Raw genomic sequence first — 24,834 nt, forward strand, 5'->3', positions numbered from 1 at the left:
CTTCTGGCAGTTTATGCAGAGCCGGCGTCGGCTGGGTTAGAATAGCAACTCCAAGGCCGATTTGTCACCAAACGTCAGTCGGTCTTTCCCTACCAAACTACCCACCCCCGCCCCAGCGGTCTGTTCTAGACCCAACGTGAAGGTCAAGCATGGTTGTACAATTGAAGAGTTTTCTGGTTCGTTCACTGCCTGTCTTGTTGCTGGCTGCGTTTTCAGCCTCTGCGACGCGAAGTGTTTCCGCCCAAGAGGCAGATCCGTGGATTCAAAAGAAAACCGGTCGTTTCAAACCGTTAACTGAGAGTCAGCAACAGCAGATCGCGGCCGCAGTGCCAGCGAAGCTAGCGGCCAAACCCAAAAAAGACCGCCGTGTGTTGGTGTTCTATCGCTGTGAAGGATTCATTCACACGTCCATCCCGCACGCCAACGAAAGCGTCAAGCAGATGGCTGAAAAGACCGGCGCTTTCAAGGTCGATTTTGCTGACACCTACGACGTTTTCACTGCGGATCGCCTTGCCAAGTACGATGCGATTTTGCTGAACAACACCACTCACATGCAATTCAAAGAGCCGTCGCAACGTGACGCTTTCTTGGATTTCATTGCCAAGGGCGGTGGACTGGCTGGATTTCATGCTGCCAGTGACAACTTCAATCGTCATCCTGACTGCTTGGCGATCGTTGGTGGAACCTTTGCCGGACACCCCTGGGGAGCCGGTGGCAAATGGGCATTTAAGCTAGACGATTCCAAGCACGTCCTGAACGCAGCGTTTGAGGGCAAGGGCTTTTGGCACACCGATGAAATCTATCAATACAACCCACAATCCTATGTTGGGACAGGTGTGCTGCGGGTTTTGGTTAGCCTGGACATGAATCAAGAAGCCGTCTCTAGCCGAATCAAAGATGGGCCTCGCGAAGTGCCTGTGTCATGGGTTCGCACTGCCGGCAAAGGCCGAGTCTTTTACACCAACTTTGGCCACCGTGAGGATACCTTCGCTAACCCGGTGATCGTTAAGCACATGCTCGACGGCATTCAGTATGCATTGGGCGACCTCGCTGCAGATGCGACACCCACCGACGACGCCGCGGACTTGGTTTCGGCTTTGGCACCCGCCGCGAAGTAACGGCGATGATTGTGACAATTCCGATGCCTGGCGTGTTGTTCAGCCGCCAGGCATGGCTGGGATTGCTCTTTTGCCGTTCATTCTGGCAAGAATCTCCACTGGGCTAGTCCTGCAGAGTGGTGTCTGGGCAATGAACATTAAAGTGGTCGTATAGAGTTCGCCGAATCTTCATCGTCGTAAACTATACCGTTGTGTTAACCGACGAAGTGGATCATCGGTTAGCCCCACTCCCAGCGGTTCAGACAAGCCTTGTTCAATATCTCCCTACTTCAGACCAACGGTAATGGCAAAGGAACACGATACCGTGTTTCCAAAAGCCCGTTCGTTATCGGTCGTCACGAATCCTGTGACCTGACTCTCCCGTCACGCACTGTCAGTCGGCAACACTGCACGGTTGTCTTTGACAACTCCACTGTCATCCTCCGCGACCTGGGCAGCCGTAACGGAACAGAGGTCGAAGGTGTTGTTTTGAATCCGGAGCAGCCGGTTGCATTGGCTCATCATGCCATGATTCAGGTCGGTGAGTATTCGTTTCGTGTGTCGGTGCGCGACGCAAAGACAAAGCAACCTTACGTTCCAGCTGAGGTCGATCTGTCAACGGTCTCCGGCGCCATCGTGTCTCCACAACACAAGGGAGCTGATAAATTACTCAGCGAACTGGATGAATTGGCGTCGCGATTGGATCTGTTTGACGAGGGGGCGCCGGATGCAGCCACTCAAACCAAGGAGATCAAGCCCGATAACAAGCCGTCGCCTAATCCACCTTCCAAGGCCAAGAAAGCAAGCACTGGAAACAAAGAGCCGGACGAAGCCAAACAGGCAAGCGTCAAGCCAGCCGAGTCGCCCAAGGATGCGACCGCCGTAGAGAGCACTGAAGAGATCCCCAGCGCTGAAGAGGGCTCCACTGAAGAGTCAGAAGAGTCCGCTGGTTGGGGCACCGGTTGGTTGAAAAAGAAAAAGGGGGCGGAGCCAGGGAAGCTGCCGAATCACTTGCGTCAGAAGGGGCCTTCTGACTCAACCGATGCGGCCAATCAAGCGCTGAAGAGCTTTCTCAAGAAATAAGCTCGACCTGTGGCCAGTGGTGGCCTGGGCGACTCGCTAACGAGCACCCAGGCGTTGTTTCACTGTCACTGACACGTTTCTTACTCTGGTGTCGCCTAGGCAGCAACCTTGATGAAGGATGCCAGTCGATCTGCTCGGCTTGGGCTTTGCAGTTTGGCGACCGCTTTGGCTTCGATTTGTCGCACGCGTTCGCGAGTGACTTTGAAGATTCTGCCACACTCTTCCAGCGTGTAGCTGTAGCCATCGACTAGGCCGTAACGCAGGCGAATGATTTCGCGTTCACGGAACGTGAGCGTTTTCAATAGCTCGTCGATTTTGCCACGCAGCAGTCCATTGGAGGCCATGTGAACCGGGTTCAGGTTGTCGTTGTCTTCAACAAATTCACCAAAGCTGCTGTCTTCGCCCTCGCCGACGGGGCGGTCCAGGCTGGCTAGATTGCGACCGATGTCCAGCACTCGTTGGACTTCGTCCAGTGGGATCTCAGTGGCCTCAGAGATTTCTTCGTAGCTGGGTTCACGACGCAGGTTTTGAGTCAGCGTCTTTTGGGCCTGGCGCAGTTTGCTGAGCACATCGATCATGTGCACGGGGATCCGAATGGTCCGCGCTTGATCCGCGATCGCGCGCGTAATCGCTTGGCGAATCCACCATGTTGCGTACGTGCTGAATTTGAAGCCACGTCGATATTCATATTTATCGACTGCACGCATCAGTCCTGTGTTGCCTTCTTGGATCAGGTCCAGAAAAGACAAGCCACGGTTGCGGTATTTCTTGGCAATCGAAACAACCAAGCGCAGGTTGCCACTGCTCAGTTGGCGTTTGGTCTCTTCGAACAGTTCAAAGTGCTTGCGTGCTTCGGTGACGCGGCGATGCAGGCTTTCAGGTGTTTCCTGGGTCAGCATCATCAGTTCGCGAAGTTCCGATCGCAAGTCAGCTGCTTCGTCGCGGCCAATCGCATCATGGCCCAGCGACCCGAGTCGGGCGCGAATGCTGTTCATCCGTTCAGAAAACTCTTCCAGGCGTTGCAGCATCGGGGTGACGCGGCGGCTGCGTAGGCTGAGCTCTTCGGCAAGTTCCATGGCCTTTTTCCGACGGGCGATGAAGCGCCGGCGGACTTCGGCTTTCAAACGAGCGGGCGTGCTCTTGCGAACCAACAGTTCGAAGTCGTTGCGATTCTGAGCTAGCAGGTGATCTAAGGTTCGCAGGTTGTGCGGCATGCGAGCAGAGATTTGTTCTTTGGTCAAATGCTCGGTCAGCGAGACTTTGATGGTGCGATCAAAGGGCAGTTCACCTTTGTGCACGCGGTGCAGCGTGTCAACGGTGTGTCGCAGAGCGTAGTCAGAGGTCAGCAGGCTGCGGCGAAACTGTCGACGGGTGACTTCAATTTTCTTGGCCAGCGAGATTTCGTCCTCGCGGCTCAGCAGCGGAATTTCCGCCATCTGGCTCAAGTACATGCGAATGGGATCATCGCTGGTGCGATTGAGTTCCGCCGTTGGCAGCTCTCCCAGAGTCTCGTTGGATTCGCCGTCCAAGGTTCGTGATTCAGCGCCTTCGGTTGGCACATCACGCAGGTTAACGCCAGCGTTGCGAGAAAGGCGACTGCCCGCTGGTGGTCCTTCGACCAATTTGATTTGTAAGCTCTCGATGATTTCGATCAAGCGTTTTAGTTTGCTTGGTCCGGCATCTTCGTCGGGAAGGTAAGTGCCGATCTGATCGTATGTTAAATAGCCTTGGTGAGAGCTCTGCTCAACCAAATCTGCCAGTTCTTGATCCATCAATAGCATGACTAAAAACCTCGTGTTTAAGTCGCCGCAAAGGGCATTTGGATTGGGTCGGGGTGGCAAATGATCTTGTTGCCTGTCGGATGATTTGACTTTGGGAACGAACGTTCGTTGGGTCAATCAACCGTCACAAATCAAAGGGGTGCGGGAAGTTTTGATTTGTTGCAAAGTGTGACAGGCCGGCCTGGACCTGTCACGTTTCGGTAAGATCATCGATTGCCGAATTGAATTGAAAAGACGTTGCTAGCGTCGTCGGAAATGCTTTAGCGTGGTGTCTCGTAGGGGTGCGGTGAAATGTTCGGGCGGAGAAGTTATACGGTTCGTTCTAAGATTGGTCCAGCTGTTGCCGGTTGCGTTCGGTGTCAAAAAGGTTTTTTAATACCTCTAGCTCTTCGTCCGCTTCCAGCGATGCTGACTCTAGATCAGCAATCTTACGAAGACGTTCGGCTTCGCTTTGTCGCTTGCCAAACTGTTTCATCACTTCTTGGTAACGCTGCTCAGGTGTCAGTGTTGACGCACTGCTCTTTTCGACCAAGGTGAATTGTAAGGTTGCGATTTCATTTTTTAAAAATTCATTTTCAATGGCAAGCATCAGCGACTCAACATCGAGCTCCCTGCCTTCGAATTCGAGTTCCTGGTAGATGCCAAAGATTGTTTTAGCTGTCCAGGTGTCCAGCCATTCAGGGTCAATCGCCTCGACTGCCATCGCAGCCAAACCAGGGGATTCAATGATTGACTCCAGGAGCTCTTTGTCCAAGCCCGAGAGCGGTTGGTACTGTGGTCGTTCCCGTTCGCTGGCGGAGGCATTGCCCGGTGATCCGCCGAATGAATCGACAGTGGATCCGGGGGGCAATGGTTCATTGACAGCGCCATACTGGGCCGGGGCAAAGCCCGTCTCATGCCAGACGTGATCATCGCCGCTTTCAATTTCTGAGAGCAACTGGTTGGGGTCAACGGGGACACCTGCGTGCAGTCCGTTTGCATCGGGTGGCTGGGCCTGCTGATTGGTTTGGGCCTGCTGGGGTGATCCCGCGCGCTGGTTGCCGTTTTGGGGGGCGTGTTTCTTGGCTTGGCTAAATTTGGCAGCGTTGTTTTGCCGCCGCCGAGCTTCTTGCCGTTTGTCTTGAAGTTTTTCGTTCAGCCGCTCAATGCCGATGCCAAACGTCTTGGAAAGCCGTAGCAGGATCTGGTCTTGCTTAATGGGGTCAAGGGATTTGGCCTTGCCCAGGATGCCTGTCACCGTGTCGATGGCAGTCGTGACCGCATGGGTGTCGTGCGTGAGGTCGATTCCTGCGGTTAAGGTTTGCAGTTTGTGCTGCAGCGCATCGGGCGCCTTTTTCAGCAGTGCTTCAAAAGCCGTTTTGCCGTGCTGTTCCAAGAAGTCCGCTGGGTCCATTCCTTCAGGAAGCGTGATGACTCGCAGGTCCGCGTTGGCACTGACGAACAGTTCCAGCACTTCTTCGGCACGTCGCTGTCCGGCCGCATCGCCATCGAGGACCAAGTAGACTTGCTGGGTCAGTCGTTTCAGCAGTTTGACATGGTCGCTACCGAGTGCTGTTCCCAGTACAGCGACTGCGGATTGCAGGCCCGCTTTGTGTGCGGCGATGACGTCGGTGTAGCCTTCCATGACCAAGGCGTGACCTGATTTGCGAATCGCCTCGCGTGCTTGGTCCAGGCCGTAGAGTTGTTGGGACTTACGGAACAATAATGTTTCCGGGCCGTTGATGTATTTGCCGCCTGCTCGATCACCATGCCGTTTGGCGATCTCTGGAATCACTCGTCCGCCCATGCTGATCTGGCGATGCTGCATGTCGAGAATGGGGAACATCAAGCGACCGCGGAACAGATCGTAGCTGCCTTCTTTTTCTCGACGTTTGAGTGCGACTCCGGCTGCCGCTGCGATCTCAGGTCGAAAATTTTGCTTGGCTAATAAAGAGGTCGCAAAGTCCCAGGAGTCAGGGGCAAAGCCAATGTGGAATTGTTTGCGCAAGGAGGCGTCGATGCCTCGGCCGGCTAAGTAGTCGGCCGCGATCTTGGCGTCGTCGGTTTGGGGCGAATCAAGCTGCTGGTAATAGGCTTCAGAAACCGCTTTCACGGCGGCTAGCAGTGTTGATTTGTCTTGTGCCGAACCGGGTTTGGCTTGGGGGCCGCGCTGGAACTCGATGCCGGCTTGCTCGGCCAGGGTTTTTAGCGCCGTGACGAAGTCCACTCCATCACGCTTCATGACAAAACTGAAAACATCGCCACCGATGTCGCAGACCCAGCACTTCCAGCTCTGGCGTTCCTGGTTGATCGTCAACGAGGGGGAGCGATCATCGTGCCAGGGACAGTGCGCAGCGAGCACTCGGCCTTTGGGCACTACGGTCAGCGTAGCGCTGACAACGTCGACGATGTCGATCGCTGTTCGTACCCGTTCTTTAAGGTCAAAGTCCAACATAAAGGCGCAGCATCACGCTGTTCTTGGCTGATCACGATTCCATCGAAGCGTCTGATGCAGCAAGCCCTCAGGGCAATGCAACATTCACAACACTGAATCCACCACGGAGGTCCAACAAGTGACCGTGCGAATGGAACGTTTGTTAGTGTTAGATTTGACGCTTCAATGGGTTCGCAACACAGCTGTGGCGAAACCATCCGGATCGGTCCACCCGTGCCAGTGGTTCGTGTTTACAAGAAACACGGTGACTCAGCTGCCCTCCTGGACAAATTCTCTGAAGCCAAATTTGGCGTTCAGGAACCCGCTGAGCGCTGGCAAGACTTTCCGAAGAAAGCTGGCGGGTAAATTTCGATCACATGCACTCCGTTGCAGCGTAACACAACTCCGCTCACCAAAGGGCGAGTCGAAACGATGTTTCACTAACGAGCGTGTCGAGTTTCACGATCGGGGGCCATCCCGTCAAGACCAGTTTCACACGCAATGTTTGCCAATTCGTAAAAGTTTCCCGCTCTTACGCAGACGCTGTCCTTTCCGCCGCCGCCGCGTTTTCGGCCCCGTTGGCCCCTCAATTTGTCGCAGACTCGCTCGCTGGGGGATGGCCGGGCGCAAAACATTTTTTCGGATGTGTGCGTAGGAATCCAAATGAGAAAGATTTTGGGGTATTCTAGAACAGCCCCTCCTCCCATTTTCCATTCCCGTCGTTCTCGGCGTGAGAGATGTCTCCTTACGGTCTCGATTCCCAGCCGACAGAATCCTTTGATCCCCAGCCCGATCGCGGCTGGTCGTTGACGCTTGGCCGTGTCGGAGGATTGCCAATCAGTGTCTCTTATTCGGTGTTTATCGCCTTGGGACTGCTGGTCGCGTTGGTCGCGCTGCTTCGGCATCGTGAAGGAGACGCTGACTTGCCCGTGATTACGGCGGTTGCTGTGACCGCTTGGATCATTGGCTGGGTGGTGCAGGCGTCGACCTACCTGTGGTTGCATCTGCGCACCAACGCTCGCTCGAGTTTGCTGTCGATCGGTCTGATCGGTGTCGAGCTTTCCTATCCCCTGCATCGCCCGCGCCCCTGGACTGCATTGCAGAATCTGTGCGCCGCCGTGTTGTCGATGTCGGTTCTGGTTTTGTTCGCCGGTGCTTGCTTTGCCATGCACCTTTGGAAGTTCGATTGGTTTGATTGGCAGATCAGCCAGTGGTGGGCCGAGGTGAGTCGGCCAGGGATGGGGCTGGATTCACCGGCAACCTGTTATCTGGCAGCCGCCTGGATGTTTATCTTGCAGACTGCCTGTCAGTTGTTTCCCCTGCCGCGGCATCAAGGTCGCTCGGCATTGGTTTCCATGGCCTGGATTCTGGCTCCAAATCACGGTGAAGCCGGTCAGGTACGGTTTGTCCGACGATCACTGCGGATCATTGCTTCGATCACAATGATTGCCGCCGCTTTGGCATTGGTGAGCGGCGGTCAGGCTTACTTGCCAAGTTGGTTGATGCTGGCGGTGGTTGCAATGATGCTGCTGATTTCCAGCGGCAGCGACGATGTGCAGCTTTGGGTGCAGTCGTTGTACGTCGCGCAGAATGATCCAGCGGAGCGTTACCTGCAGACGTCCGTTGATTTGGATCACTTTGATGCCGAGTGGGAAGGCCTGGATGACGATGCGGTGAATCGTTCATCGCGATCGGGACCCGGTGTTTCAGGACCCGGTGTTTCAGGACCCGGTGTTTCAGGGCCCGGGTTGATCGCGCGAGCCAAGTCCAGGTTTCAGATGTTTCTTCGCCGCCGCAAGCTGCGCATCGTGATGCAGCGCGAGCAGGAAGAGGCGCGGGATGCAGAGGGCTTGGATGCCGTCTTGCAAAAGGTCAGCAAGAGCGGCATCGAATCGTTGAGCGACCAGGAGCGAAAACTGCTCCAGCGGGTCAGCAAAACGCTTCAAGATCGCCATTCATAAGCCATTAGTACCGAAACTGCTCGGCGTCTTCTTTCGGTGCCGCTTGGTAACCGAGCGGTTCCATGCTGCTGCCGGCACGACCTTGGCTCAGGCTGCGCACTGCACCGCTGTAACCAAACATCTCTTTCAGAGGCGCGTGCGCCGTGATCACCGTCATCGCTCCACGGGTTTCAGTGGCGGCAATGATGGCGCGACGCTGTTGCAAGTCGCCGACCAGTTCGCCCATGTAGTCATCGGGTGTCGTGACTTCGACTTTCATTACTGGTTCCAGCAACACCGGGCCAGCTGTTTCCAGGGCTCGATCGAAGGCATCGCCCGCGGCGATCCGGAAGGCCGTTTCGTCGCTGCCTTCTTCGTGAATCTCTGCGTCATAGGCTTCGATTCTCAGGCCCGAAAGTGGGAATCCCGCCAGTGCTCCACCGCCTTCGGCGCGATCGCGAAGTTCTTGAATCGCCGCGTGACGCACGTCGCCTTGCAGCGGGCATTCCGGTGGCAGGCGATCGAACACGATCGTCTTGGCTGAAGCATCAGGGAGTGGTTCCACGCGAACGCTCAATCGCGCGAACATTTGAGTGGCACCGATTTGGCGATTGCATTGTCCGACCACATCGGCTGTGCCGCCGATGGTTTCCCGGTAATTGACGCGTGGCTTGTAGAATTTGACGTTCAGGCCGAAGTCACGTGTCAGTCGGTGCTGGATGACTTCCAGGTGCAGTTCGCCCATGCCGCTGATTAGGGTCTGTCCCAGTTCTTCGTTTTCTACGGCGCGAAAGGTTGGGTCTTGGCGACGCAGCATGTCCAGCGTCTCTTCCAGTTTCTTGCGATCGCCGGTGTTTTCCGGTTCAATCGCCATCGAAATCACGGTGTCGGCAAACTGGATACTGGGCAATTCGACCTGTTCTTTTCCGTCGCACAGCGTATCGCCGGTGATGGCGAAGCGAGGTCCAATCACGCAGCAGATGTCGCCCGCGCCAAGCACTTCGGTTTGCCCGTCGCGATCTTTCTTGGAAGCATGGATCTGCCAGAGCTGGGCAATGTTTTCCTTCTTGTCTCGGTTGGGGCAGAAGACGCGACTGTTTTGTTTGAGCGAACCGCTGTAGATGCGAATCCAGTAGTTATCGCCGGTCTTGGCGGGCAGGATTTTGAAGACCAGGGCGCTGAAGGGTTCGTCATCCGACGGGCCGCGTGAGACCGTTTTTTCGGGTTTCTTGGGCAGCACGCCTTCGACGGGCGGGCGATCCAGTGGGCTGGGCAAGTAGTGTCCAACGGCCGTCATCAAGGGTTGGACGCCGATGCCATGTAAGGCTGAACCACAGAGCACCGGTTGCAGGGTTCGCTCGATGCAGCCTTGTCGCAGGGCGCGGCGGATGACATCAATCGGGACGTCTTGGTCTTCCATCACGTAGCCCAGGGCTTCTTCATCGATCTCGCAGACCGCTTCGATCAATTGTTCGCGCCATAGCAGCGCGTCGTCCATTAGGTCGTCTGGGATGTCTGTTTCGGTGACTTCCTTGCCTTCGGTTTCGGGGTCGAACTGCAGCAGTTTGAGTTCAACCAGGTCAATCACGCCGCGAAAAGGATCGTTGACGTGCGTGGGGCCTTCGCCAACCGGGATCTCGATCGCGACCGGACGTCCGCCAAGTCGGGGCTCAATGTCGTTAAAGACCGATTCGAAGTTTGCTCCTTCGCGGTCCATTTTGTTGATGAACACGATGCGCGGGACGTGGTAGCGATCGGCTTGACGCCAAACGGTTTCACTTTGGGCTTCGACGCCTTCGCGAGCACTGAAGACAACGACAGCGCCGTCGAGCACGCGCAGGCAGCGTTCGACTTCGGCTGTAAAGTCAACGTGGCCGGGGGTGTCTAACAGGTTGACGTTAAACTCATTCCAGTTGTATTTCACACAGGCCGAGAAGATTGTGATGCCGCGTTCTTGTTCTTCGGGGTCATCGTCGGTGTCGGTGGTGCCGTGGTCAACGCGTCCGACGCGGTGCTTGGCGCCACTGAGGTACAGCATGCGTTCGGTAACGGTCGTCTTACCGGCATCGATGTGAGCGATGATGCCAATGTTGCGCAGGGTTTCAATGCTTGTGGACATGTTGCGAACCAAGTGAAGTGGCAGGGCCGGTCAGTTGCCTGAGGATTGCGAGAGTCGTCGGTGGTTGGGTGAACAAAAAAACCGCGAGCTCGGCGTCGGCCGAGTCGCGGTTGTTTGATGTTTTCTGGTTGGTTGAGGTGCAAAGTGATCGCCAAGCGATCACCATGCAAAGTGGGCGAACGCCTTGTTGGCGTCGGCCATGCGGTGCGTGTTTTCGCGTTTGGTGTAGGCAACACCTTCTTTCTTGAAGCCAGCCATGATCTCGTCGGCCAGTTTCAAGTGAGTGGGGCGACCTTTCTTATCGCGAACCGCTTCCAGCAACCAGCGAATGGCCAACGCTTGTTGGCGAGCTCGGTTGACCTGCATCGGAACTTGATAGCTGGCACCACCGACACGCTTGCTGCGGACTTCGATGTAAGGTTTGATATTCTCGATCGATTGCTCGAAAACTTCGATGGGTGAAAGGTCATCGGTCTCGCCACGAGTCCCGATTTCTTCCAACGCGTCATAGAAGACTTTCTGAGCGACCGTTTTCTTACCGTCCAGCATTAGGCAGTTGATGAACTTGCCGGCCAGCAGCGAATTGAATCGAGGGTCGCCCTTAAGCTGCTTTTTACTAGCCGTGATCCGTCCCATTGCAGGTATTCGATATTAAGAGGTGTTTGGATGGATTGGAGAGCGCTGCTGATGTGTTCTCGCAGCGATCTGACAACAGGGTTATTTCTTGGCGCCGTAACGGCTACGTGAACGCTTGCGGCCTTCGACGCCCAGGGCATCGCGGCTACCGCGGACAACCTGGTAGCGAACACCAGGCAAGTCACGGATCCGACCACCACGTACCAGCACGATTGAGTGTTCCTGCAGGTTGTGACCTTCGCCAGGAATGTAAACTGTGACTTCTTTGCCGTTGCTCAATTTCACACGCGTGATCTTACGCAACGCCGAGTTTGGTTTCTTCGGCGTCATCGTACGGACCTGCAAGCAAACGCCTTGTTTGTGCGGGCAACGCTCCAAAACAGGTGACTTGCTTTGGCGTTTCTTTTGTTTACGTCGTTTGCGGACGAGCTGATTGATGGTTGGCATAGGGATTTGAAATACTGGCTTTGATCGTATTTGCCGTTTCGGGAAGGGTGCAAGTATCGAGCCAAATCCCTTGGTGTCAAGGGCTATTGGTCGCTAAGCTTTGATCATGCCAATCTTGACAATCGAATCGACTTGCGACGAAACCGCTGCGGCAGTGATTTCTGACAATGGGGCAGTCTTGGCAGACTGTGTGGCCACTCAGGAGGACTTGCACGAACGGTTCGGCGGCGTGGTCCCCGAAATTGCAGCTCGGGCTCATTTAGACCGGATTTTACCCGTGATTGACACCGCCATCAGCCAGGCCAAGGTGTCTGTGGACGATTTATCAGCAATTGCGGTGGCTGACCGACCCGGCCTGGCCGGCTCGCTGCTCGTTGGCGTCGTGGCCGCCAAAACACTGGCCGTCGCCTGGCAAAAAAAACTGGTTGCGATCAATCATCTGCACGCACACCTTTATGCCTGTCAAATGGCCTACGATCAGCCGGTGTACCCGTGCATCGGCCTCGTTGTCAGCGGTGGCCACACCAGCCTGTACCACTGCACGTCGCCATTGGACCTGGAATTTCTCGGGGGAACAATTGACGATGCCGCAGGGGAAGCCTTTGACAAAGTCGGCGCGATGCTCAATCTGGGGTTCCCCGGAGGCCCGGCCGTTTCGCGTTTGGCTGCTCAGGGCAATCCAAAAGCCTTTGAGTTTCCGCGCTCAATGATGCATCGCCCCGATTATCAATTCAGCTTTAGCGGACTGAAAACCGCTGTTCGCTACGCCATTGCACCGCCCCCGGCCAGCAAGCAAAGCAAGTCCGCCAAAGCCGTTGATCCCACCACCGTCCAGTTGGATCAGCAAACTCAAGCCGATTTGTGTGCCTCGTTCCAAGCCGCGGTGGTCGATGTGCTGGTTGCCAAAAGCGTGCGAGCGGTCAAAGAAACACGCGTCAAGCACCTGATCGTTGGCGGCGGCGTGGCCGCCAACCCGGTCCTGAGGGCGGGCTTGCAGCAAGCTGCAGAAAAGCATCGCTTCGGCCTGGCCGTCGCCCCGCCAGAACTGTGCACCGATAATGCTGTGATGGGAGCGATCGCCCTCAAGAAAATCGAACGCGGCGAATTCGCCGATCTGAATCTCGATATCACCGCCGGACTGCAACGCGGTTTTTAAACCGTGCACACCCCGGCGAACGTCAAAACAGTAGGGTGCCGTGCTTGCACGCACCAAGAAAAACTGCACTCTCCCGCTTGCGGGAGAGCTTTGCTGACGACGCCGTGGCGAACGCCGAAACGGTTGATGGAAATTGAGGTGGACGCGCGTCCGATTCGACGCTGGCCGTTAGGCCCGCTATTTCTTGCAGCGGTACACGAAGGCGGGCGGCAAGTTTCGCCAAACGGTGTTACTGCGGCCGACTTCGCTGAAACTGCGTTTGAGCCGTTTGCTGAATCGCAGCCCGGCTGGCAAAATCACGCCCTGCCAGTAGGCAAACGTGGCAAACGTCGCTCCGTCAGCCATCCGGTCCAGCATCACATCCATGATCTCAGTTTGCAGTGATTCTGGAAACGAGGCCCACGGCAGTCCGCAAACCACCGCATCGATTTGCCCGATCCCCGCTGCTTCGCAGATCGAGTTCAGATCGGTCGCGCTGCCATGGATGACGTTCACGTCAGGGCAGCGTTGGCGAGTCGTTTGCACCATGTCAGCACCCTGCTCGATGGCAACAAACTTGGCCTCCGGATGCAGGCTTTTCGCGACAGCTTCGGTGAAGACCCCAGTGCCCGGTCCGAATTCGACTACATTCCTAACCGTTTGCCAGTCAAAGCTCTCCACCATCGCTCGGACCAGGCCCGGACTGCTGGGGGCGATGGCGCCGACTCGCGTGGGGTGCCGGAGGAATTCCTTCAAGAAGGTGATGCTGTCGCTCAATCGATGTCGCCTAAAATTCGGAGTGGATTGACTGGCCGTTGCCCGCTTGCCGTTTCGTCGTGATGGGTTAATGTTGCTGTTGGCAACCCCTTCGCAAGGCGTCGATCGCGGCTGGCTGCTGGAAAGCTGGCATTGGTCCGGCAACGCTGGCATTGGTCCGGCAACGCTGGCATTGGTCCGGCAACGCTGGTCTTGGTCCGGCAACGCTGGCTGGTTCGCTGCAAGCAACGGTGACAGCCTGCCCGCAATTTAGCCTGCCCGCAAGTCATCCCGCTCAGCGGTGGACATCCATTGCCTGTGCTGAACTGCCGGTCCAGGTGATAGGCTATTAAAGCAGCTGGCGTTCGTCGACCCATCGCCCTCAATTGATGGGCAAAGAGTGCCGTAAATCTGGTTGGCGTCGGCTGGGACGGAATCATGCGGGGCACATTCCGCCACGCAAGTTAGAAACAAGCTGGCGTTGCGATCCTTTCTTCAGTAATCCATTGAATACAACCTCCGATCGTTTGCAATCCATTCCGGTGGTCCACGCTCTACAACGCTCTGGGCTGGGCGATGACGCTGCGCATTGGTTTGCTGCTTTGGCAGGATTGCCGGGACGGATTTGGCTGGATTCTGCGATTGTTGCTGCGGGCGGCAAATGGGGCGTCGATCCGTCCGTGCGCCGAGGCACTCCCGATGCCCTGGCGAGACTGTCGCGCTATTCTTTTCTAAGCGCCGATCCCGTGTGTCGCTTGGTCGCTGACCCGACGGATCCTGACCCTTGGCCACAACTCAAGTCCTGGGCCGACCGACTGCCTAACACGACCGATCCCACCTTGCCTCCTTTTCAGGGCGGTCTGGCCGGTTTAATTGGTTACGAAGCCGGTCGCTGGCTGGAAACGGATGCGCTGGGGGCGGTCCATCAGCACCAGCGTGTTGACTTGCCGACACCAGCGATCGATGTCGGCGTTTACGACTGGGTGATTGCGATCGATCACTGGACGGGTAAGGCCTGGTTGATCAGCCAGGGCTTTCAAGCAGACGACATCCAGGGCTCAGAAATCGAAAAAAGGGACGGAGATGGGGCGTTGCGATTGGAACGTGCTCGGCAGCGAGCCGATGCGGTCTTGCATCGTGTTCAGTCTTATCAGCGACTGAGTGCCTTTGTGGCTGGCCAGAGAACGCCGGCCGTGTTACCGGGGGATCGTGACCAACCAGCAGCGCCGGTCAGTAATTTCACCGGACCAGGGTTTCGTGATGCGGTCAGGGAAGTCGTGCGCAGGATCTGTGCAGGGGATTCGTTTCAAGTGAATCTCGCCCAGCGTTTGACGTTGCCGATGCCTGCTGACGCTCAAGAGATTTATCTGGCACTGCGTCAGTCCAATCCCGCTCCGTTTGCGGCCTTTTATGATGGTGAGCACTATCAAGTGCTCAGTTCGTCTCCCGAAGGTTTTTTGCAGCTGCGCGGAGGCACCGTGGAAACTCGGCCAATCAAAGGCACGGTGGCACGAACAGGGAACGCGTTAACCGATCAAGAGCTCGCGTCCGAGTTGCTTTCAAGCGTCAAGGATCGCGCGGAAAACATCATGATCGTTGACTTGATGCGAAATGATCTCTCGCGAGTGTGCGAGGACGAGAGTGTTGAAGTCACACAGTTGTGCCAAGTGGAGAAGTACCAGTGTGTGCAGCACTTGGTCTCTGCGGTGTGTGGGCGATTGAAATCGGGCGTGGCAGCTGTGGATCTGTTGCAGGCTTGCTTTCCCGGCGGCAGTGTGACGGGAGCACCGAAGATTGAAGCGATGCGCACGATTGCGGAGCTTGAACCGCATCCACGCGGCGCGTACTGTGGTTCGATCGGGTACCTCAGTTGTGGCGGAAACGCTGACTTCAACATTCTGATCCGTACGATGACAGCCACCAAAGGCATGCTGCAAATCCCTGTCGGTGGCGGCATTACGGCGAAAAGTGATCCTGTTGCCGAAGAACAGGAAACCTGGATCAAAGCGCAGGGCATGCTAAATGCCTTTGCCTCCGGTGCGGAGCAAACCGATTCACCACCCGCCGCAGTTGAGCCACCCGCGCCGACCATTTGGGACGGATTGAAATTGGGAGCGGTAAACGAGCGTTAGACGTTGACGCCTCGGATGGGTTGGCTAAAATTTGCACTCGCTCGCCGGGGCAATCTCTGACCCGGACGACACTCACACCGCAATTTGCAGTGTTTCGCCCCTGTAGCTCAGCTGGCAGAGCAACGGACTCTTAATCCGTGGGTCCTAGGTTCGATCCCTAGTGGGGGCACTTCTTTTGCTTACTGGCGAAGAATCGTTTTCGCCATCTCGGGTGGGAAACTTGCTGTCCCCCCCTTCGCTATATCCCCATTGTCTGCATGCACCGTATCTGCATGCACTGATTTTTTTTGCATGCAAAAGCGCTAACCGCCCAGTCACCGCGTTTGGCGGTGCTAGGCAGTTCAAGTCGCTGGCAGCTGACCGGCGCGTGCGGCCGACGCCGATTCAATGGCTCATTGGCTTGGGCAGTTTAAGCTCCAGTCCGCTGCTTTCCCGGTTTGACATTGGCCGGTTTGACATTGGCCGGCAGGGACTTCGCTGGCGGGAGCTTTTCAGAGCTGGATTGCAAGTTCGTGGTGGAGGCCTGAGTGCCTTCGAACGTGAGCTTGGACGTCTTGGTATCCAAAAGTGGTGCGAGCTCGTAAATGTTCTTGTAGCCATAATTCCAAAGCACCGTGAAGGTATGCACGTTGAGCGCAGCTTTGGCGGTTTTGGTGGGAAATGCGACCGGTTGGTCGTTGAAGTTATTGTTGCAGTAAATCAAAACCATCGTCTCTTTGGATGGCAGGACTTTCTGCAAATCCTGTTCGGTGAAGTCTGGCAGCGGCAGGTTCTTGGCTCCTTTGATGTGCAGGAGCTTGAACTTGGACACGCTTCGTGCATCCAGAACCACAGCACCTTTCTGTGCGGCGCGGTGGATGAATTCCTGTTCACTGATCCGCCGTCGTTCATGGGTTTCATGCAACGCCATGGTTGTCTTTGCAAAGCCTAGGAAATCCACATTGGGATTTGCTGGCTGCTGTGTTCGTCTCGGCTGGTCGGCCCCCGAGAGCATGCTGTAACCAATTGTTGCCAACACCATCGCGACGATGCCAATGTTGATGTGAGTCCGCTTCATCGTTCTTCCTCATTTGTCTGACCGAGTGTTTGATCACGTTGCCATGCCGCTTGGCAATGACAGAGTTCAGTGTCTGGAAAAAGACGAGCGAGCAACACAGCGTTTTGAGGGGCGATTCGATGGTTGCAAGTGTTTTTACAATCATCAGAGAATTCTCTGAAAATGCGTGCCCATTGACGCGGTTTCGGGAGGGGACTGCGGCATGATCGATCTCAGATTCGCCGGGGTTGACTGGACCGGCTGTTCAAAAAGTGTCAGTGATGCCGCGGGGGATCCCTCACCAAGACCCCTGTGAACGTGTTTCGGTTAGCCAGTCTTGGAGGGCTTGTCGAACACAATGAAAGTGCTGACTGAGCGGATTCAACGGACACACGTCTTGGCCAAATGACGCGTCGTGGCAATCAAGTAAGCAAGCCAGTCACTTCGGCAAGCGATCTTTGTACACCAACCAGGGGCGGGCATGACGGCAGCGACTTCAACATTCATCCAGCATGGATTTCGGCGGGCAATCCGCACGGTGCGACGTGCACAACCCACTTCGCCGAGCGACAGCGCGTCGGTGGGGGAACGGTTCACCAGTCGCATCGATCAAGTGGGTGTCGACGTCTTCCATACATCAAAGCAGTTGTTCAGCAGCACGGCAAGTTTCTGCCCGTGAAAGTCGCAACACCGGCGACCGATGTGCATCTGAATCCTCTGGCCAGAAACGTGCTCGAAGCCGAGTGGCAGCGGCAGAGTCAGCAAGGCTTTGCCAAGTTTGATTGTGGTCCTGGTGACTTCACGAATCTGATTCAAGCCATCGACATGACGGCAGCGGTTGCGGGCAGTTACATTGAAGTCGGATGTTTTCGTGGCAACAGCTCCTGTGTAGCGATGCGACACATGGCCGAAAAGCAACTCTCACGAAACTGTTTCTTTTTGGATGTCTTCGATGGCTTCGATTATCCGGAAGCTCAGCAGAGCGCGGATTGCATGTGGCAAGGAACACATCAAACCGAAGGCCGCGACGTCGTTGCCGAACGCATCCAGCAATTTCAACGACCAGAGCAAGGCCTAAAGGCCAATGTTTTGCGTCGCGACATCATCGGCGATCCGCTTCCAGATGACGTGGATCAGATCGCCTTGGCAAACATTGATGTTGATCTCTATGAAGCCGTCGCTGCAGCGCTGCCTAAGATTGCCGAGCGGATGGTGCACCGTGGCGTGATGATTGTTGAAGACCCTGGACACACGCCAATGCTCATTGGCAGTCGTTTGGCCTTGGATGAATTCATGGCAACCGATCTCGGCAGCCAATGCATCAGTCTGTACATGGAGTCCGGTCAAACGTTCTTGATTCGCGATTAACGCTCCGAAGACGTACTGCGAGCGTATCGTTCACGCCGCTTCTTGAGGTTACGTTTGGAAGGGATAAAGTGGGCCGCAGCCGATGGTGTCCGTCAGATCCTCTAATGCATCTCGAACTTCCCCTGCCAAGCCAGGGGCAGCCAAGTCTTCGATCGCCAGCTGATCGCGATAGTGTCGCCTGACCCAATGGCACAGCTCATCGATGGATGTCTCATCCAGTAGGAAACTGCGATTGATCGCCTGCTGCTCTGCTGGAGTCAGCGGTACGCGCAGACGCAAGCAAGCGGGACCGCCGCCGTTACTCATCGATTGCCTGACATCAACAAAGTGCACGTTTTGAATCGGGTTGGCCGGGTCAGTGGTCAGTTGGTCTAGGAATTGCGTCACTGCTGGCGAATCCTGACAATCTGTGGGGGCGACCAGAGACATGTGGTCCATCGCGCCGTTGGGCGCGGCCAATAATTGGCTGTTGAACAAATAGGATTGCACGGCGTCTTCTAATGACACTTGCTGTTCACTGACCATGATGGGTTGAAAGTTTGGCAGCCATTGCTTGAGGGTTGCAAAGGCTGCCGAGCGATCATCGGCGTGATAGGCAGATTCGTGAAACAGCAACACGGGCCCGTTGCCAACGGCAACGACGTCGTTGTGAAATGCGCCGCCATCGATCGCTCGTGGATTCTGCCGGAGCATGATGGGGTGACGATCGCCGTGCCGCCGCGCGATGGCTTGGCTGGCCGATAAGGTTTGTCGAGCGGGAAAGCGTGATCCCGCAGTGGTTTCGCCGTGCACGAAAAGACTGACGCCAGGTTGATCGTTGTGACAACATAACCGAGTATGGTTAGCGGCCCCTTCGTCAGAAAAACTCGCTTGTGCTGGCAGCGGTGGATGGACTTGGAAATGCACCGAGTTGCAGAAGATTGACTCAAGCGATCGCTGCGTTTGTTTCGCTTCCAAATGCCGATGAGCGTTGGCGATCAAGTTCGCCGGGGTAAAGTGCACCCGGCCATCGCCGCTCTCTGCAGAAACCGTGACCGTTGCCGCGTTAGCAGCCCACATGCTGGAGGCACTGTATGCTACTGACAGCAGGTGAGGCGCGTCCTTGGCCGCCGATTGGATGACCGCGTCATCGCTCCCGCTAAAGCCCAGCGTTCGCAGGAAGTTGAAGTCAGGCCTTGCTTGAGGCGGCAAGAATCCTTGCTGGTACCCCAGACGCACCAGAAGTCGCATCTTTTCCAGACCTTGCAGCGCCGCTTGTTTTGGATGCGAGACCTGTTTCGAATGGCGGTGCGATGCCAGGTTGCCAAACGATAATCCACCATAATGGTGCGTGGGACCGATCAGTCCATCAAAATTGATTTCCTGCACCGCTGTCATTGTTGAATCCCGTTTAAATCGGGGACGGACTGGGATCTGGACAACGCGTTGATGTTGCTAGCCTGCGGCCACGCGCAGTAATCAGCTGCATAAAAGGCACTGGGGCGATGATTGCCGCTGCAGCCGACGCCGCCAAAGGGCATTGCGCTGGAGGCTCCAGCGGTGGGCGCGTTGACGCTGGTGACGCCCGCGCGGATCTGGTTAAGAAAGCTCCCCTGCTCTGCTGTATGGTCACCGATGAAACCGGCTGCCAGTCCATACCGAGTGTGGTTGGCGAGATCAATCGCTTCTTGCACCGACTTGACGCGATAAACCTGCAATAAGGGGCCAAACCATTCTTGGTCCGGGGCGGTGCTGTTTCGTGGTGCGTCCGATTGCAAGCATGGAGTCATGTCGATGATCCCAGGGGACAGGTAAGCATCATGCTCGTGCGGTTTCATTTCAGCCAGGATTTGGCCTCCCAATTCTTGTAGCCTGTGCTGGGCGGCCAGCAGTCGCTTGGCGGTGTTGCCATTGATCACTGGCCCCATAAAGGGTTGCGGCTGATGCATGTTGACTCGGCCGATGGTGATCTTGCTGGCGAGATCCAACACCGCACGCAGTGTTTGTTCGCAGGCTTCGCTTTCGACCATGATCAGTCGTCGAGCGCAGGTGCAGCGTTGCCCCGTTGACAGAAAGGCGCTTTGCAAGATCGTGGCGGCAGCGAAATCAGGAGCATGTTCGGGCGACAAGATCAGTGGATTGTTCCCACCCATCTCAAGGGCACAGATGACTTCCGTGCGGCCGGCCAATTGGCGATGGATCGTTTGTCCGGTCGCCGATGAGCCTGTGAACAAGACGCCCGCAATGGGGTTTTCAATCAGTCGTTTGCCTACCGCAACGGAGCCTTGCACAAGATTGATGACGCCGGGTGGTAAATCGGTTTGCAACCAGAGTTTGAGCGTTGCCTCAGCAGTGGCCGGCGTCAATTCACTGGGTTTGAGCACGACGGTGTTACCAGCCAGTAAGGCAGGAACAATGTGTCCATTCGGCAAATGGCCAGGGAAATTGTAAGGGCCGAAGACCGCCAGCACGCCATGTGGACGATGTCGAAGATGTCGAGTGCCGTCATCTTGATTGCCCGTTCGCTGCTGGTAGGCGGTTTCACTGATCGCGATCTTGTTGACCATTGCAGTGACTTCGGTCAAGCATTCCCACAGCGGTTTGCCTGTTTCCAGGTGGATCGTGTTAGCCAGTTGATCACGGTTTGCTTGCAGGACTTCAGCAAACTGTTGGCAGATCCCCAGACGAGTTTCAAAGCCGAGCCCTGACCAGGGCTGAAACGCCGCTTGCGCCGACGCGATGGCTCGGTCGACCTGCTGCTCAGACGCTGCGTGTCCTTGCCAAACGGTCTGTGTTTCGTCTGGTGAAAACGATTCCATCGGTGCCGCTTCACCTGTGGTCCACCGGTTGTCAATCAAGAGGCTCATGAGATTCCTTTTGTTTATTGTCCTGCGGTGCCAACGACGGGCAGTTGTGTGGGTGAGGTATGACGCTTGGGTTTGGCGATCATCCGGACGGAGTCGCCGGGTTGGATGGCCAGCATCTGCCGTTGTTCCGCAGTCAACTGAACGTCAGTGTCATTGCTGCAGAGCTTCGCCTGAATCACACGAAAGGAATACAGCGAGCAATTGGAAACGATCCATGAAGACGTTTCACCGTCGGCGATGGGATCGCTGGTGGTTTGACGATGGACGGCGGATTGAACACTGGTGATCTCCTTGGTTCTGGCTCTCAAGATAGGGCCGCCATCAAAGATGTCGACCATTTGCTCATACTCAAAGCCTTCTTCGTAAAGCAGTTCAACGGCGCGCACGGTGTTGCGATGCGGTTTGCCGATGAAGTGTCTGGCATCTTCGGGTAACAGGCAGGTGTAGATCGGATACCTGGGCATCAGTTCGGTGATGAATTGGTTGGAGCCTTGGCCGCATAACGCGTCAGCCTCGGTAAACGACATCTCAAAAAAATGCTCGCCCAGTCCTGACCAGAAGGGACAGTAGTTTTCGTCGTCGATCCAGCCACGCATCTCGGCAATGACATGATCGGCGAAGCGATCGAGATGCTGGCCAATCAACAAGTATCGTGATCGCGAAAGCCAGTGCCCATTGCCGCGATACTCTGGATCCAAAAACAGCGTGCCAACTTCGGCGCAGTCCGTGTAGTCATTGCTGAGATGCAAGACCTCTGACTGCACGCGTTTATTGAGCGAGTGGGAATGGTGTGCCAGTTTGATCAAGCGATACGCATAAAAGGCTTGATCGGTCCCCGTATGACCATAGGCCGCAGCAGTGCCGATGACGCGCTCGTGTTCGCTGTCGATCATGACCAGCAAAAAGTAATCGCTGGGATCGGGGTGAGCGCGCGTAAAGCTCGCTTGTGAACGCTCGATCTTTCCGCGCAACGTGTCTCGATCGTTGGTCAGTGACGTGATGCCTTTGCTGGCAATGCTGGCCAAATGCAGTAGCCCAGAGAGGTCCTTTTGTTCAACTGGGCGAATGTACAGCATGATGCGGTCCTCGGTTCAAAGGTCTGGGAAGGAACAAACCGGCGTCCGGTATCAATCGTCAACGCAGCGTTTGCTTGGCAAGCAAGCTGGATATCAAAAATGCCGTCAGTTGTGTTCGCGGGACGAAGCTATTGATGTCGGCGTATTCCTGGTTGCTATGAATGTTGGCCCCACAGACACCCAGTGTATCGATGTTGGTCAGTCCCGCCGCCGCCAGGTTGTTGCCCTCACAGCAACCGCCGGTGGCGTTGTACTGAATCGGAATCTCCAAACGTTGACCACACTCGCAAAGCACATCAAACATCGCTCGCAGGTCCGGAGTCATCGGTTTGGGCGGGCGGCTAAAACTGCCTTGAAACGTGACGTCAAGTTGATGTTGGCTGGCAACCGACTCGGCAATCCCTTGGAATCGTTGCTCGATGTTCATTTGTTCGGTTGTGAAGACTCGCGCATTAAAACGCACAACCGCCAAGTCAGGGACGACATTTTCGGGGCTACCGCCAGCGATTCGACTGACGTTGACGGTGATGCCTAATGCTTCGTCACTCAGTTGGGAAAGTTGTGTGCTGGCATCACAGGCAGCGATCACTGCGTTGCGACCGTCAAAGAATTTGCGGCCGGCGTGAGTGCTTTTGCCGCGGAGGATCAATGCAAAGTTGCCACTGCCTTTGCGTGCTCCTGCGAGTGTGCCGTCGGCCAATGCTGGCTCAAAAGTCAGCCCAAAGTGGGCGTCCTTGGCCAACGAAGTTAAAACGGGGCCGGAGGCCAGTGAGCCGATCTCTTCATCCGGAGAGATCGCCACCGTGAAGCCGATCTGGTCCGCTAACGGACTGTTGTTAATCGCTTTGCAGGCTTCTAACATCACCACCAGTCCGCCTTTCATGTCGGCCGTCCCAGGGCCATGCAGCTGGTGACCCGAGATCTTGCAGTTTTGGAATGGCCCGTCATGCCGGTGCACAGTGTCGTAGTGCCCGGTCAGCAAGAATTGCAGCGGTGCCGATGGCCGCGTGTGATAGATCAGCATCTTTGCTGGTGCAACGGATTCAAATTCGCCAAGATCCGTCAGCCAGGGGGTGGCCGGCAGTTGACGGTGAGAGACGCTCTCAAAATGTGCACCAAACAGCCCATCAACCGCAGCTGCGGTTTGCTCAAGACTCGGTGGACAGAAACTGTCTGAGTTCAGGTTGCAAAGGTCAATGGTTTGCTGAACCAATCGATCGGTCTGCGGCGCCAGGTCTTCAGCCATCTGCGACTGAATGTCGATGATCTCAGACTTCGTTACCATTGTCAGTTTGCCCGCAGTGAGTCCCGAATGTCGCCCACTGCCAGTCATCTGAAGGAGTCGCGATCTCACTGTAGCATAGCACACCGAGGCGTTTGGGGTCTCGGGGCTGCAAGTCAGTTGTCTTGCCAGCGGAATCAAACGCGCCGCGCGGGTTCACGGCACCCTATCGAACTTTCCGTGCAAGCACGGCACCCTGCGAAAGTCTGAACTCTAACCCAGGCTGTTCCAGAGTCGCTGAAAGGCTTTGCGAAACTGACCGACCAGGTAATCGTCGGCGGTGATGAGAAAGTTCTCGCTATTGTGCAGCGAGGCACTGCGTGTCCAGTTATAGCTTCCGGTCAGCAAGTGTTGATGATCGAAGATGGCGTACTTGTGATGCATGTGATGCTCGGTTTGATCGACGCGCACTTCGATCCCGGACTTCGCCAATGACTCGATATCCGAACCCAGATCTTGTGACTTGTCGTTATCGGAGATGATTCGAATCTTGATGCCTCGATCATGGGCGTCGCTGATCGCTCGGCTGATGCGGTTGTCGGTAATCGTGAACACTGCGATGTCTGCGTTACGTCGAGTGGATTGGAACATGCGAATGATGCGTTCGGCGCATGGATCATCGGGGCTGAAATGGACTTCAGCGCCAGCCGAAGGCTGGCTGGCCGAACTGCCCTGGAGTGCCTTGACGACTTCTTCCAACCAACGCAGCACATCCGGCTGATTGGATTCGTTGATTGCTTCTTGAGCCATCTCGAAGGCTTCGCTGCGCGCGAGCGCCAGTTGATGCGTGTCTTGGCCACAGCGTTTGACCAGCGACTTGAGGTCGCGTTTTTCCCCGCGGGAAAGCCGGAAATCGCGAAACGATTGGCGCAGAACGTCTTCGAACATGGCGTTGGCGAATAAAATGAGGAGTTGATTAGGAGAGCGATCTAAGGATAGCAACGCGACATCGTACCGCCAGCAGAGGCAGTGGGTGTGCAACGTGAGTTGGTTCGATCCGCATGTAGGGGAGCGTTTTCTAGCGGCACTTCGAGGGCGTTCTTGCAGTGCTCGCGCAGCCTGAAACGGGCGCATGAAAAAACCGCAGCCCTGGATGAGCTGCGGTCGATTGATCTGAGGATCGGTCTTGGCCAGCTTACTTGGCTTTCTTGAACGCTTTGTCAAACGCTTTGTCGCTGAAGACCAAGTCCATTTTGGCTTTGGAGTCTTTGGTGCCGTCAAATTTGGCTTTGCAGTTGTTGCAGCAGAAGCCAACTTTGGTGCCTTCGACGCTGACCAACGTTGCCGGATTGACTTTGCCGCCACTGAAGGGGCAGCCTTTTTGTTCGTACTGTTTGGTGGCAACCAGTTGGTGGTTTGCTTTGGTCGCGAAAGGCTTGCTGTCTTTGGCGAACTTGCCAGCGCATCCGCCGCAGCAGAAGTAGACTTTGCCGTCTTTGTAGTCGGCGGATTTATCAGCGGAGGCTGCTTTGGGAGCGATCACGCATTTGACTTCTTTCAAGTCAACTTCGCCCGCCCAAGCAGTGGCGGTTGCTACCAGCAGGATGGCCAAGGTCGAAGCAACGATCTTTTTCATGTTTAAGCTCACATCTGTAAGGGGACAAATTCAAAGTCAGTTACACGATAGGCAATTCGTCAAGACAAGTACAATCCCTTCGGTTTACCACGGGAAAGAATTGCGATTTTT

At 55.8% G+C, this 24,834-nt stretch carries 21 protein-coding genes and 1 tRNA gene; 9 read left to right on the forward strand and 13 right to left on the reverse strand.

From position 1 onward, the window contains the following. The first annotated feature begins 149 nt into the window (after positions 1-149). Both SV7mr_RS25140 and SV7mr_RS06515 read left to right on the forward strand, forming a co-directional pair. On the forward strand, positions 150-1,118 hold the full coding sequence (locus tag SV7mr_RS25140) for a ThuA domain-containing protein (RefSeq protein WP_419188184.1): 969 nt from the start codon (positions 150-152) through the stop codon (positions 1,116-1,118). A 249-nt stretch (positions 1,119-1,367) separates the two neighbouring features. Next, on the forward strand, positions 1,368-2,180 hold the full coding sequence (locus SV7mr_RS06515) for an FHA domain-containing protein (RefSeq protein WP_145270325.1): 813 nt from the start codon (positions 1,368-1,370) through the stop codon (positions 2,178-2,180). 95 nt (positions 2,181-2,275) lie between these two features. Here the strand turns inward: SV7mr_RS06515 and SV7mr_RS06520 are convergent, their stop codons facing one another. Further along, the gene (locus SV7mr_RS06520) at positions 2,276-3,961 is read right to left on the reverse strand and encodes a sigma-70 family RNA polymerase sigma factor (protein ID WP_145270327.1); all 1,686 of its coding nucleotides are present in this window, start codon (positions 3,959-3,961) and stop codon (positions 2,276-2,278) included. A gap of 322 nt (positions 3,962-4,283) precedes the next feature. Beyond that, a complete protein-coding gene (gene dnaG, locus SV7mr_RS06525; protein WP_145270329.1) occupies positions 4,284-6,395 on the reverse strand; it encodes a DNA primase in 2,112 nt (703 codons plus the stop codon). 165 nt (positions 6,396-6,560) lie between these two features. On the opposite strand from dnaG, the gene SV7mr_RS06530 reads away from it, so the two are divergent. Both SV7mr_RS06530 and SV7mr_RS06535 read left to right on the forward strand, forming a co-directional pair. After that, complete coding sequence (locus SV7mr_RS06530; protein ID WP_145270331.1) at positions 6,561-6,740, forward strand: hypothetical protein; 180 nt, start codon at positions 6,561-6,563, stop codon at positions 6,738-6,740. A gap of 371 nt (positions 6,741-7,111) precedes the next feature. Next, positions 7,112-8,335, forward strand: coding sequence for a DUF6576 domain-containing protein (locus SV7mr_RS06535; RefSeq protein WP_145270333.1), 1,224 nt, complete (start codon positions 7,112-7,114; stop codon positions 8,333-8,335). A 4-nt stretch (positions 8,336-8,339) separates the two neighbouring features. Here the strand turns inward: SV7mr_RS06535 and fusA are convergent, their stop codons facing one another. The 3 genes from fusA to rpsL all read right to left on the reverse strand — a co-directional run bounded on the left by fusA (position 8,340) and on the right by rpsL (position 11,516). Next, positions 8,340-10,433 carry an elongation factor G gene (gene fusA / locus SV7mr_RS06540; RefSeq protein WP_145270335.1) on the reverse strand — a complete coding sequence of 698 codons (2,094 nt, stop codon included), beginning with the start codon at positions 10,431-10,433 and terminating at the stop codon, positions 8,340-8,342. 159 nt (positions 10,434-10,592) lie between these two features. Continuing rightward, on the reverse strand, positions 10,593-11,069 hold the full coding sequence (gene rpsG / locus SV7mr_RS06545) for a 30S ribosomal protein S7 (protein ID WP_145270337.1): 477 nt from the start codon (positions 11,067-11,069) through the stop codon (positions 10,593-10,595). 81 nt (positions 11,070-11,150) lie between these two features. Continuing rightward, positions 11,151-11,516, reverse strand: coding sequence for a 30S ribosomal protein S12 (gene rpsL / locus SV7mr_RS06550; RefSeq protein WP_145270339.1), 366 nt, complete (start codon positions 11,514-11,516; stop codon positions 11,151-11,153). Between the two features lie 106 nt (positions 11,517-11,622). Here rpsL and tsaD point away from each other — a divergent pair, with 106 nt between their 5' ends. Then, complete coding sequence (gene tsaD / locus SV7mr_RS06555; protein ID WP_145270342.1) at positions 11,623-12,672, forward strand: tRNA (adenosine(37)-N6)-threonylcarbamoyltransferase complex transferase subunit TsaD; 1,050 nt, start codon at positions 11,623-11,625, stop codon at positions 12,670-12,672. 177 nt (positions 12,673-12,849) lie between these two features. Here the strand turns inward: tsaD and SV7mr_RS06560 are convergent, their stop codons facing one another. Continuing rightward, positions 12,850-13,428 carry a class I SAM-dependent methyltransferase gene (locus SV7mr_RS06560; RefSeq protein WP_419188185.1) on the reverse strand — a complete coding sequence of 193 codons (579 nt, stop codon included), beginning with the start codon at positions 13,426-13,428 and terminating at the stop codon, positions 12,850-12,852. A gap of 70 nt (positions 13,429-13,498) precedes the next feature. On the opposite strand from SV7mr_RS06560, the gene SV7mr_RS06565 reads away from it, so the two are divergent. The 3 genes from SV7mr_RS06565 (at position 13,499) to SV7mr_RS06575 (ending at position 15,708) form a co-directional block, all read left to right on the forward strand. Next, complete coding sequence (locus SV7mr_RS06565; protein ID WP_145270344.1) at positions 13,499-13,681, forward strand: hypothetical protein; 183 nt, start codon at positions 13,499-13,501, stop codon at positions 13,679-13,681. A gap of 232 nt (positions 13,682-13,913) precedes the next feature. Beyond that, positions 13,914-15,539, forward strand: a complete 1,626-nt coding sequence (locus tag SV7mr_RS06570) for an anthranilate synthase component I family protein (protein ID WP_419188186.1) — start codon at positions 13,914-13,916, stop codon at positions 15,537-15,539. A gap of 96 nt (positions 15,540-15,635) precedes the next feature. Next, positions 15,636-15,708: transfer RNA gene (locus tag SV7mr_RS06575), tRNA-Lys, on the forward strand. Positions 15,709-15,948: 240 nt separating this feature from the next. On the opposite strand, the gene SV7mr_RS06580 is transcribed toward SV7mr_RS06575, so the two are convergent. Continuing rightward, positions 15,949-16,596 carry a rhodanese-like domain-containing protein gene (locus tag SV7mr_RS06580; RefSeq protein ID WP_145270348.1) on the reverse strand — a complete coding sequence of 216 codons (648 nt, stop codon included), beginning with the start codon at positions 16,594-16,596 and terminating at the stop codon, positions 15,949-15,951. A 654-nt stretch (positions 16,597-17,250) separates the two neighbouring features. Here SV7mr_RS06580 and SV7mr_RS06585 point away from each other — a divergent pair. After that, positions 17,251-17,943, forward strand: coding sequence for a TylF/MycF/NovP-related O-methyltransferase (locus tag SV7mr_RS06585; protein ID WP_419188187.1), 693 nt, complete (start codon positions 17,251-17,253; stop codon positions 17,941-17,943). A 48-nt stretch (positions 17,944-17,991) separates the two neighbouring features. Here the strand turns inward: SV7mr_RS06585 and astB are convergent, their stop codons facing one another. The 6 genes from astB to SV7mr_RS06615 form a co-directional block, all read right to left on the reverse strand. Beyond that, positions 17,992-19,320: an N-succinylarginine dihydrolase gene (gene astB, locus SV7mr_RS06590; protein WP_145270353.1), complete on the reverse strand. Its 1,329-nt coding sequence runs from the start codon at positions 19,318-19,320 to the stop codon at positions 17,992-17,994. Then, positions 19,317-20,789 carry a succinylglutamate-semialdehyde dehydrogenase gene (gene astD, locus SV7mr_RS06595; protein ID WP_145270355.1) on the reverse strand — a complete coding sequence of 491 codons (1,473 nt, stop codon included), beginning with the start codon at positions 20,787-20,789 and terminating at the stop codon, positions 19,317-19,319. The genes astB and astD overlap by 4 nt, the downstream gene beginning before the upstream one ends. A gap of 14 nt (positions 20,790-20,803) precedes the next feature. Further along, the gene (locus tag SV7mr_RS06600; RefSeq protein WP_145270357.1) at positions 20,804-21,865 is read right to left on the reverse strand and encodes an arginine N-succinyltransferase; all 1,062 of its coding nucleotides are present in this window, start codon (positions 21,863-21,865) and stop codon (positions 20,804-20,806) included. 58 nt (positions 21,866-21,923) lie between these two features. Further along, positions 21,924-23,150, reverse strand: coding sequence for a hydrolase (locus tag SV7mr_RS06605; RefSeq protein ID WP_419188188.1), 1,227 nt, complete (start codon positions 23,148-23,150; stop codon positions 21,924-21,926). Between the two features lie 210 nt (positions 23,151-23,360). Continuing rightward, positions 23,361-24,035 (reverse strand): phospholipase D-like domain-containing protein, encoded by a 675-nt coding sequence (locus SV7mr_RS06610; RefSeq protein ID WP_419188189.1) that lies wholly within the window; start codon positions 24,033-24,035, stop codon positions 23,361-23,363. A 247-nt stretch (positions 24,036-24,282) separates the two neighbouring features. After that, entirely contained in the window at positions 24,283-24,723 is a 441-nt protein-coding gene (locus tag SV7mr_RS06615) for a hypothetical protein (protein ID WP_145270363.1), read from the reverse strand. Between the last annotated feature and the right edge of the window lie 111 nt (positions 24,724-24,834).

Source organism: Stieleria bergensis (assembly GCA_007745635.1).
GTDB lineage: Bacteria > Planctomycetota > Planctomycetia > Pirellulales > Pirellulaceae > Stieleria > Stieleria bergensis.

What these genes read in the sequence shown, in the direction of transcription:
- SV7mr_RS06580 (WP_145270348.1), bottom strand. Translation starts at nt 16,596, where the DNA reads ATGAAGCGGACTCACATCAACATTGGCATCGTCGCGATGGTGTTGGCA.
- dnaG (WP_145270329.1), bottom strand. Translation starts at nt 6,395, where the DNA reads ATGTTGGACTTTGACCTTAAAGAACGGGTACGAACAGCGATCGACATC.
- SV7mr_RS06600 (WP_145270357.1), bottom strand. Translation starts at nt 21,865, where the DNA reads ATGCTGTACATTCGCCCAGTTGAACAAAAGGACCTCTCTGGGCTACTG.
- astB (WP_145270353.1), bottom strand. Translation starts at nt 19,320, where the DNA reads ATGACAGCGGTGCAGGAAATCAATTTTGATGGACTGATCGGTCCCACG.
- SV7mr_RS06615 (WP_145270363.1), bottom strand. Translation starts at nt 24,723, where the DNA reads ATGAAAAAGATCGTTGCTTCGACCTTGGCCATCCTGCTGGTAGCAACC.
- SV7mr_RS06605 (WP_419188188.1), bottom strand. Translation starts at nt 23,150, where the DNA reads ATGGTAACGAAGTCTGAGATCATCGACATTCAGTCGCAGATGGCTGAA.
- rpsL (WP_145270339.1), bottom strand. Translation starts at nt 11,516, where the DNA reads ATGCCAACCATCAATCAGCTCGTCCGCAAACGACGTAAACAAAAGAAA.
- SV7mr_RS25140 (WP_419188184.1), top strand. Translation starts at nt 150, where the DNA reads ATGGTTGTACAATTGAAGAGTTTTCTGGTTCGTTCACTGCCTGTCTTG.
- tsaD (WP_145270342.1), top strand. Translation starts at nt 11,623, where the DNA reads ATGCCAATCTTGACAATCGAATCGACTTGCGACGAAACCGCTGCGGCA.
- SV7mr_RS06610 (WP_419188189.1), bottom strand. Translation starts at nt 24,035, where the DNA reads ATGTTCGAAGACGTTCTGCGCCAATCGTTTCGCGATTTCCGGCTTTCC.
- SV7mr_RS06565 (WP_145270344.1), top strand. Translation starts at nt 13,499, where the DNA reads ATGTTGCTGTTGGCAACCCCTTCGCAAGGCGTCGATCGCGGCTGGCTG.
- SV7mr_RS06535 (WP_145270333.1), top strand. Translation starts at nt 7,112, where the DNA reads ATGTCTCCTTACGGTCTCGATTCCCAGCCGACAGAATCCTTTGATCCC.
- fusA (WP_145270335.1), bottom strand. Translation starts at nt 10,433, where the DNA reads ATGTCCACAAGCATTGAAACCCTGCGCAACATTGGCATCATCGCTCAC.
- SV7mr_RS06520 (WP_145270327.1), bottom strand. Translation starts at nt 3,961, where the DNA reads ATGCTATTGATGGATCAAGAACTGGCAGATTTGGTTGAGCAGAGCTCT.
- SV7mr_RS06530 (WP_145270331.1), top strand. Translation starts at nt 6,561, where the DNA reads ATGGGTTCGCAACACAGCTGTGGCGAAACCATCCGGATCGGTCCACCC.
- rpsG (WP_145270337.1), bottom strand. Translation starts at nt 11,069, where the DNA reads ATGGGACGGATCACGGCTAGTAAAAAGCAGCTTAAGGGCGACCCTCGA.
- astD (WP_145270355.1), bottom strand. Translation starts at nt 20,789, where the DNA reads ATGAGCCTCTTGATTGACAACCGGTGGACCACAGGTGAAGCGGCACCG.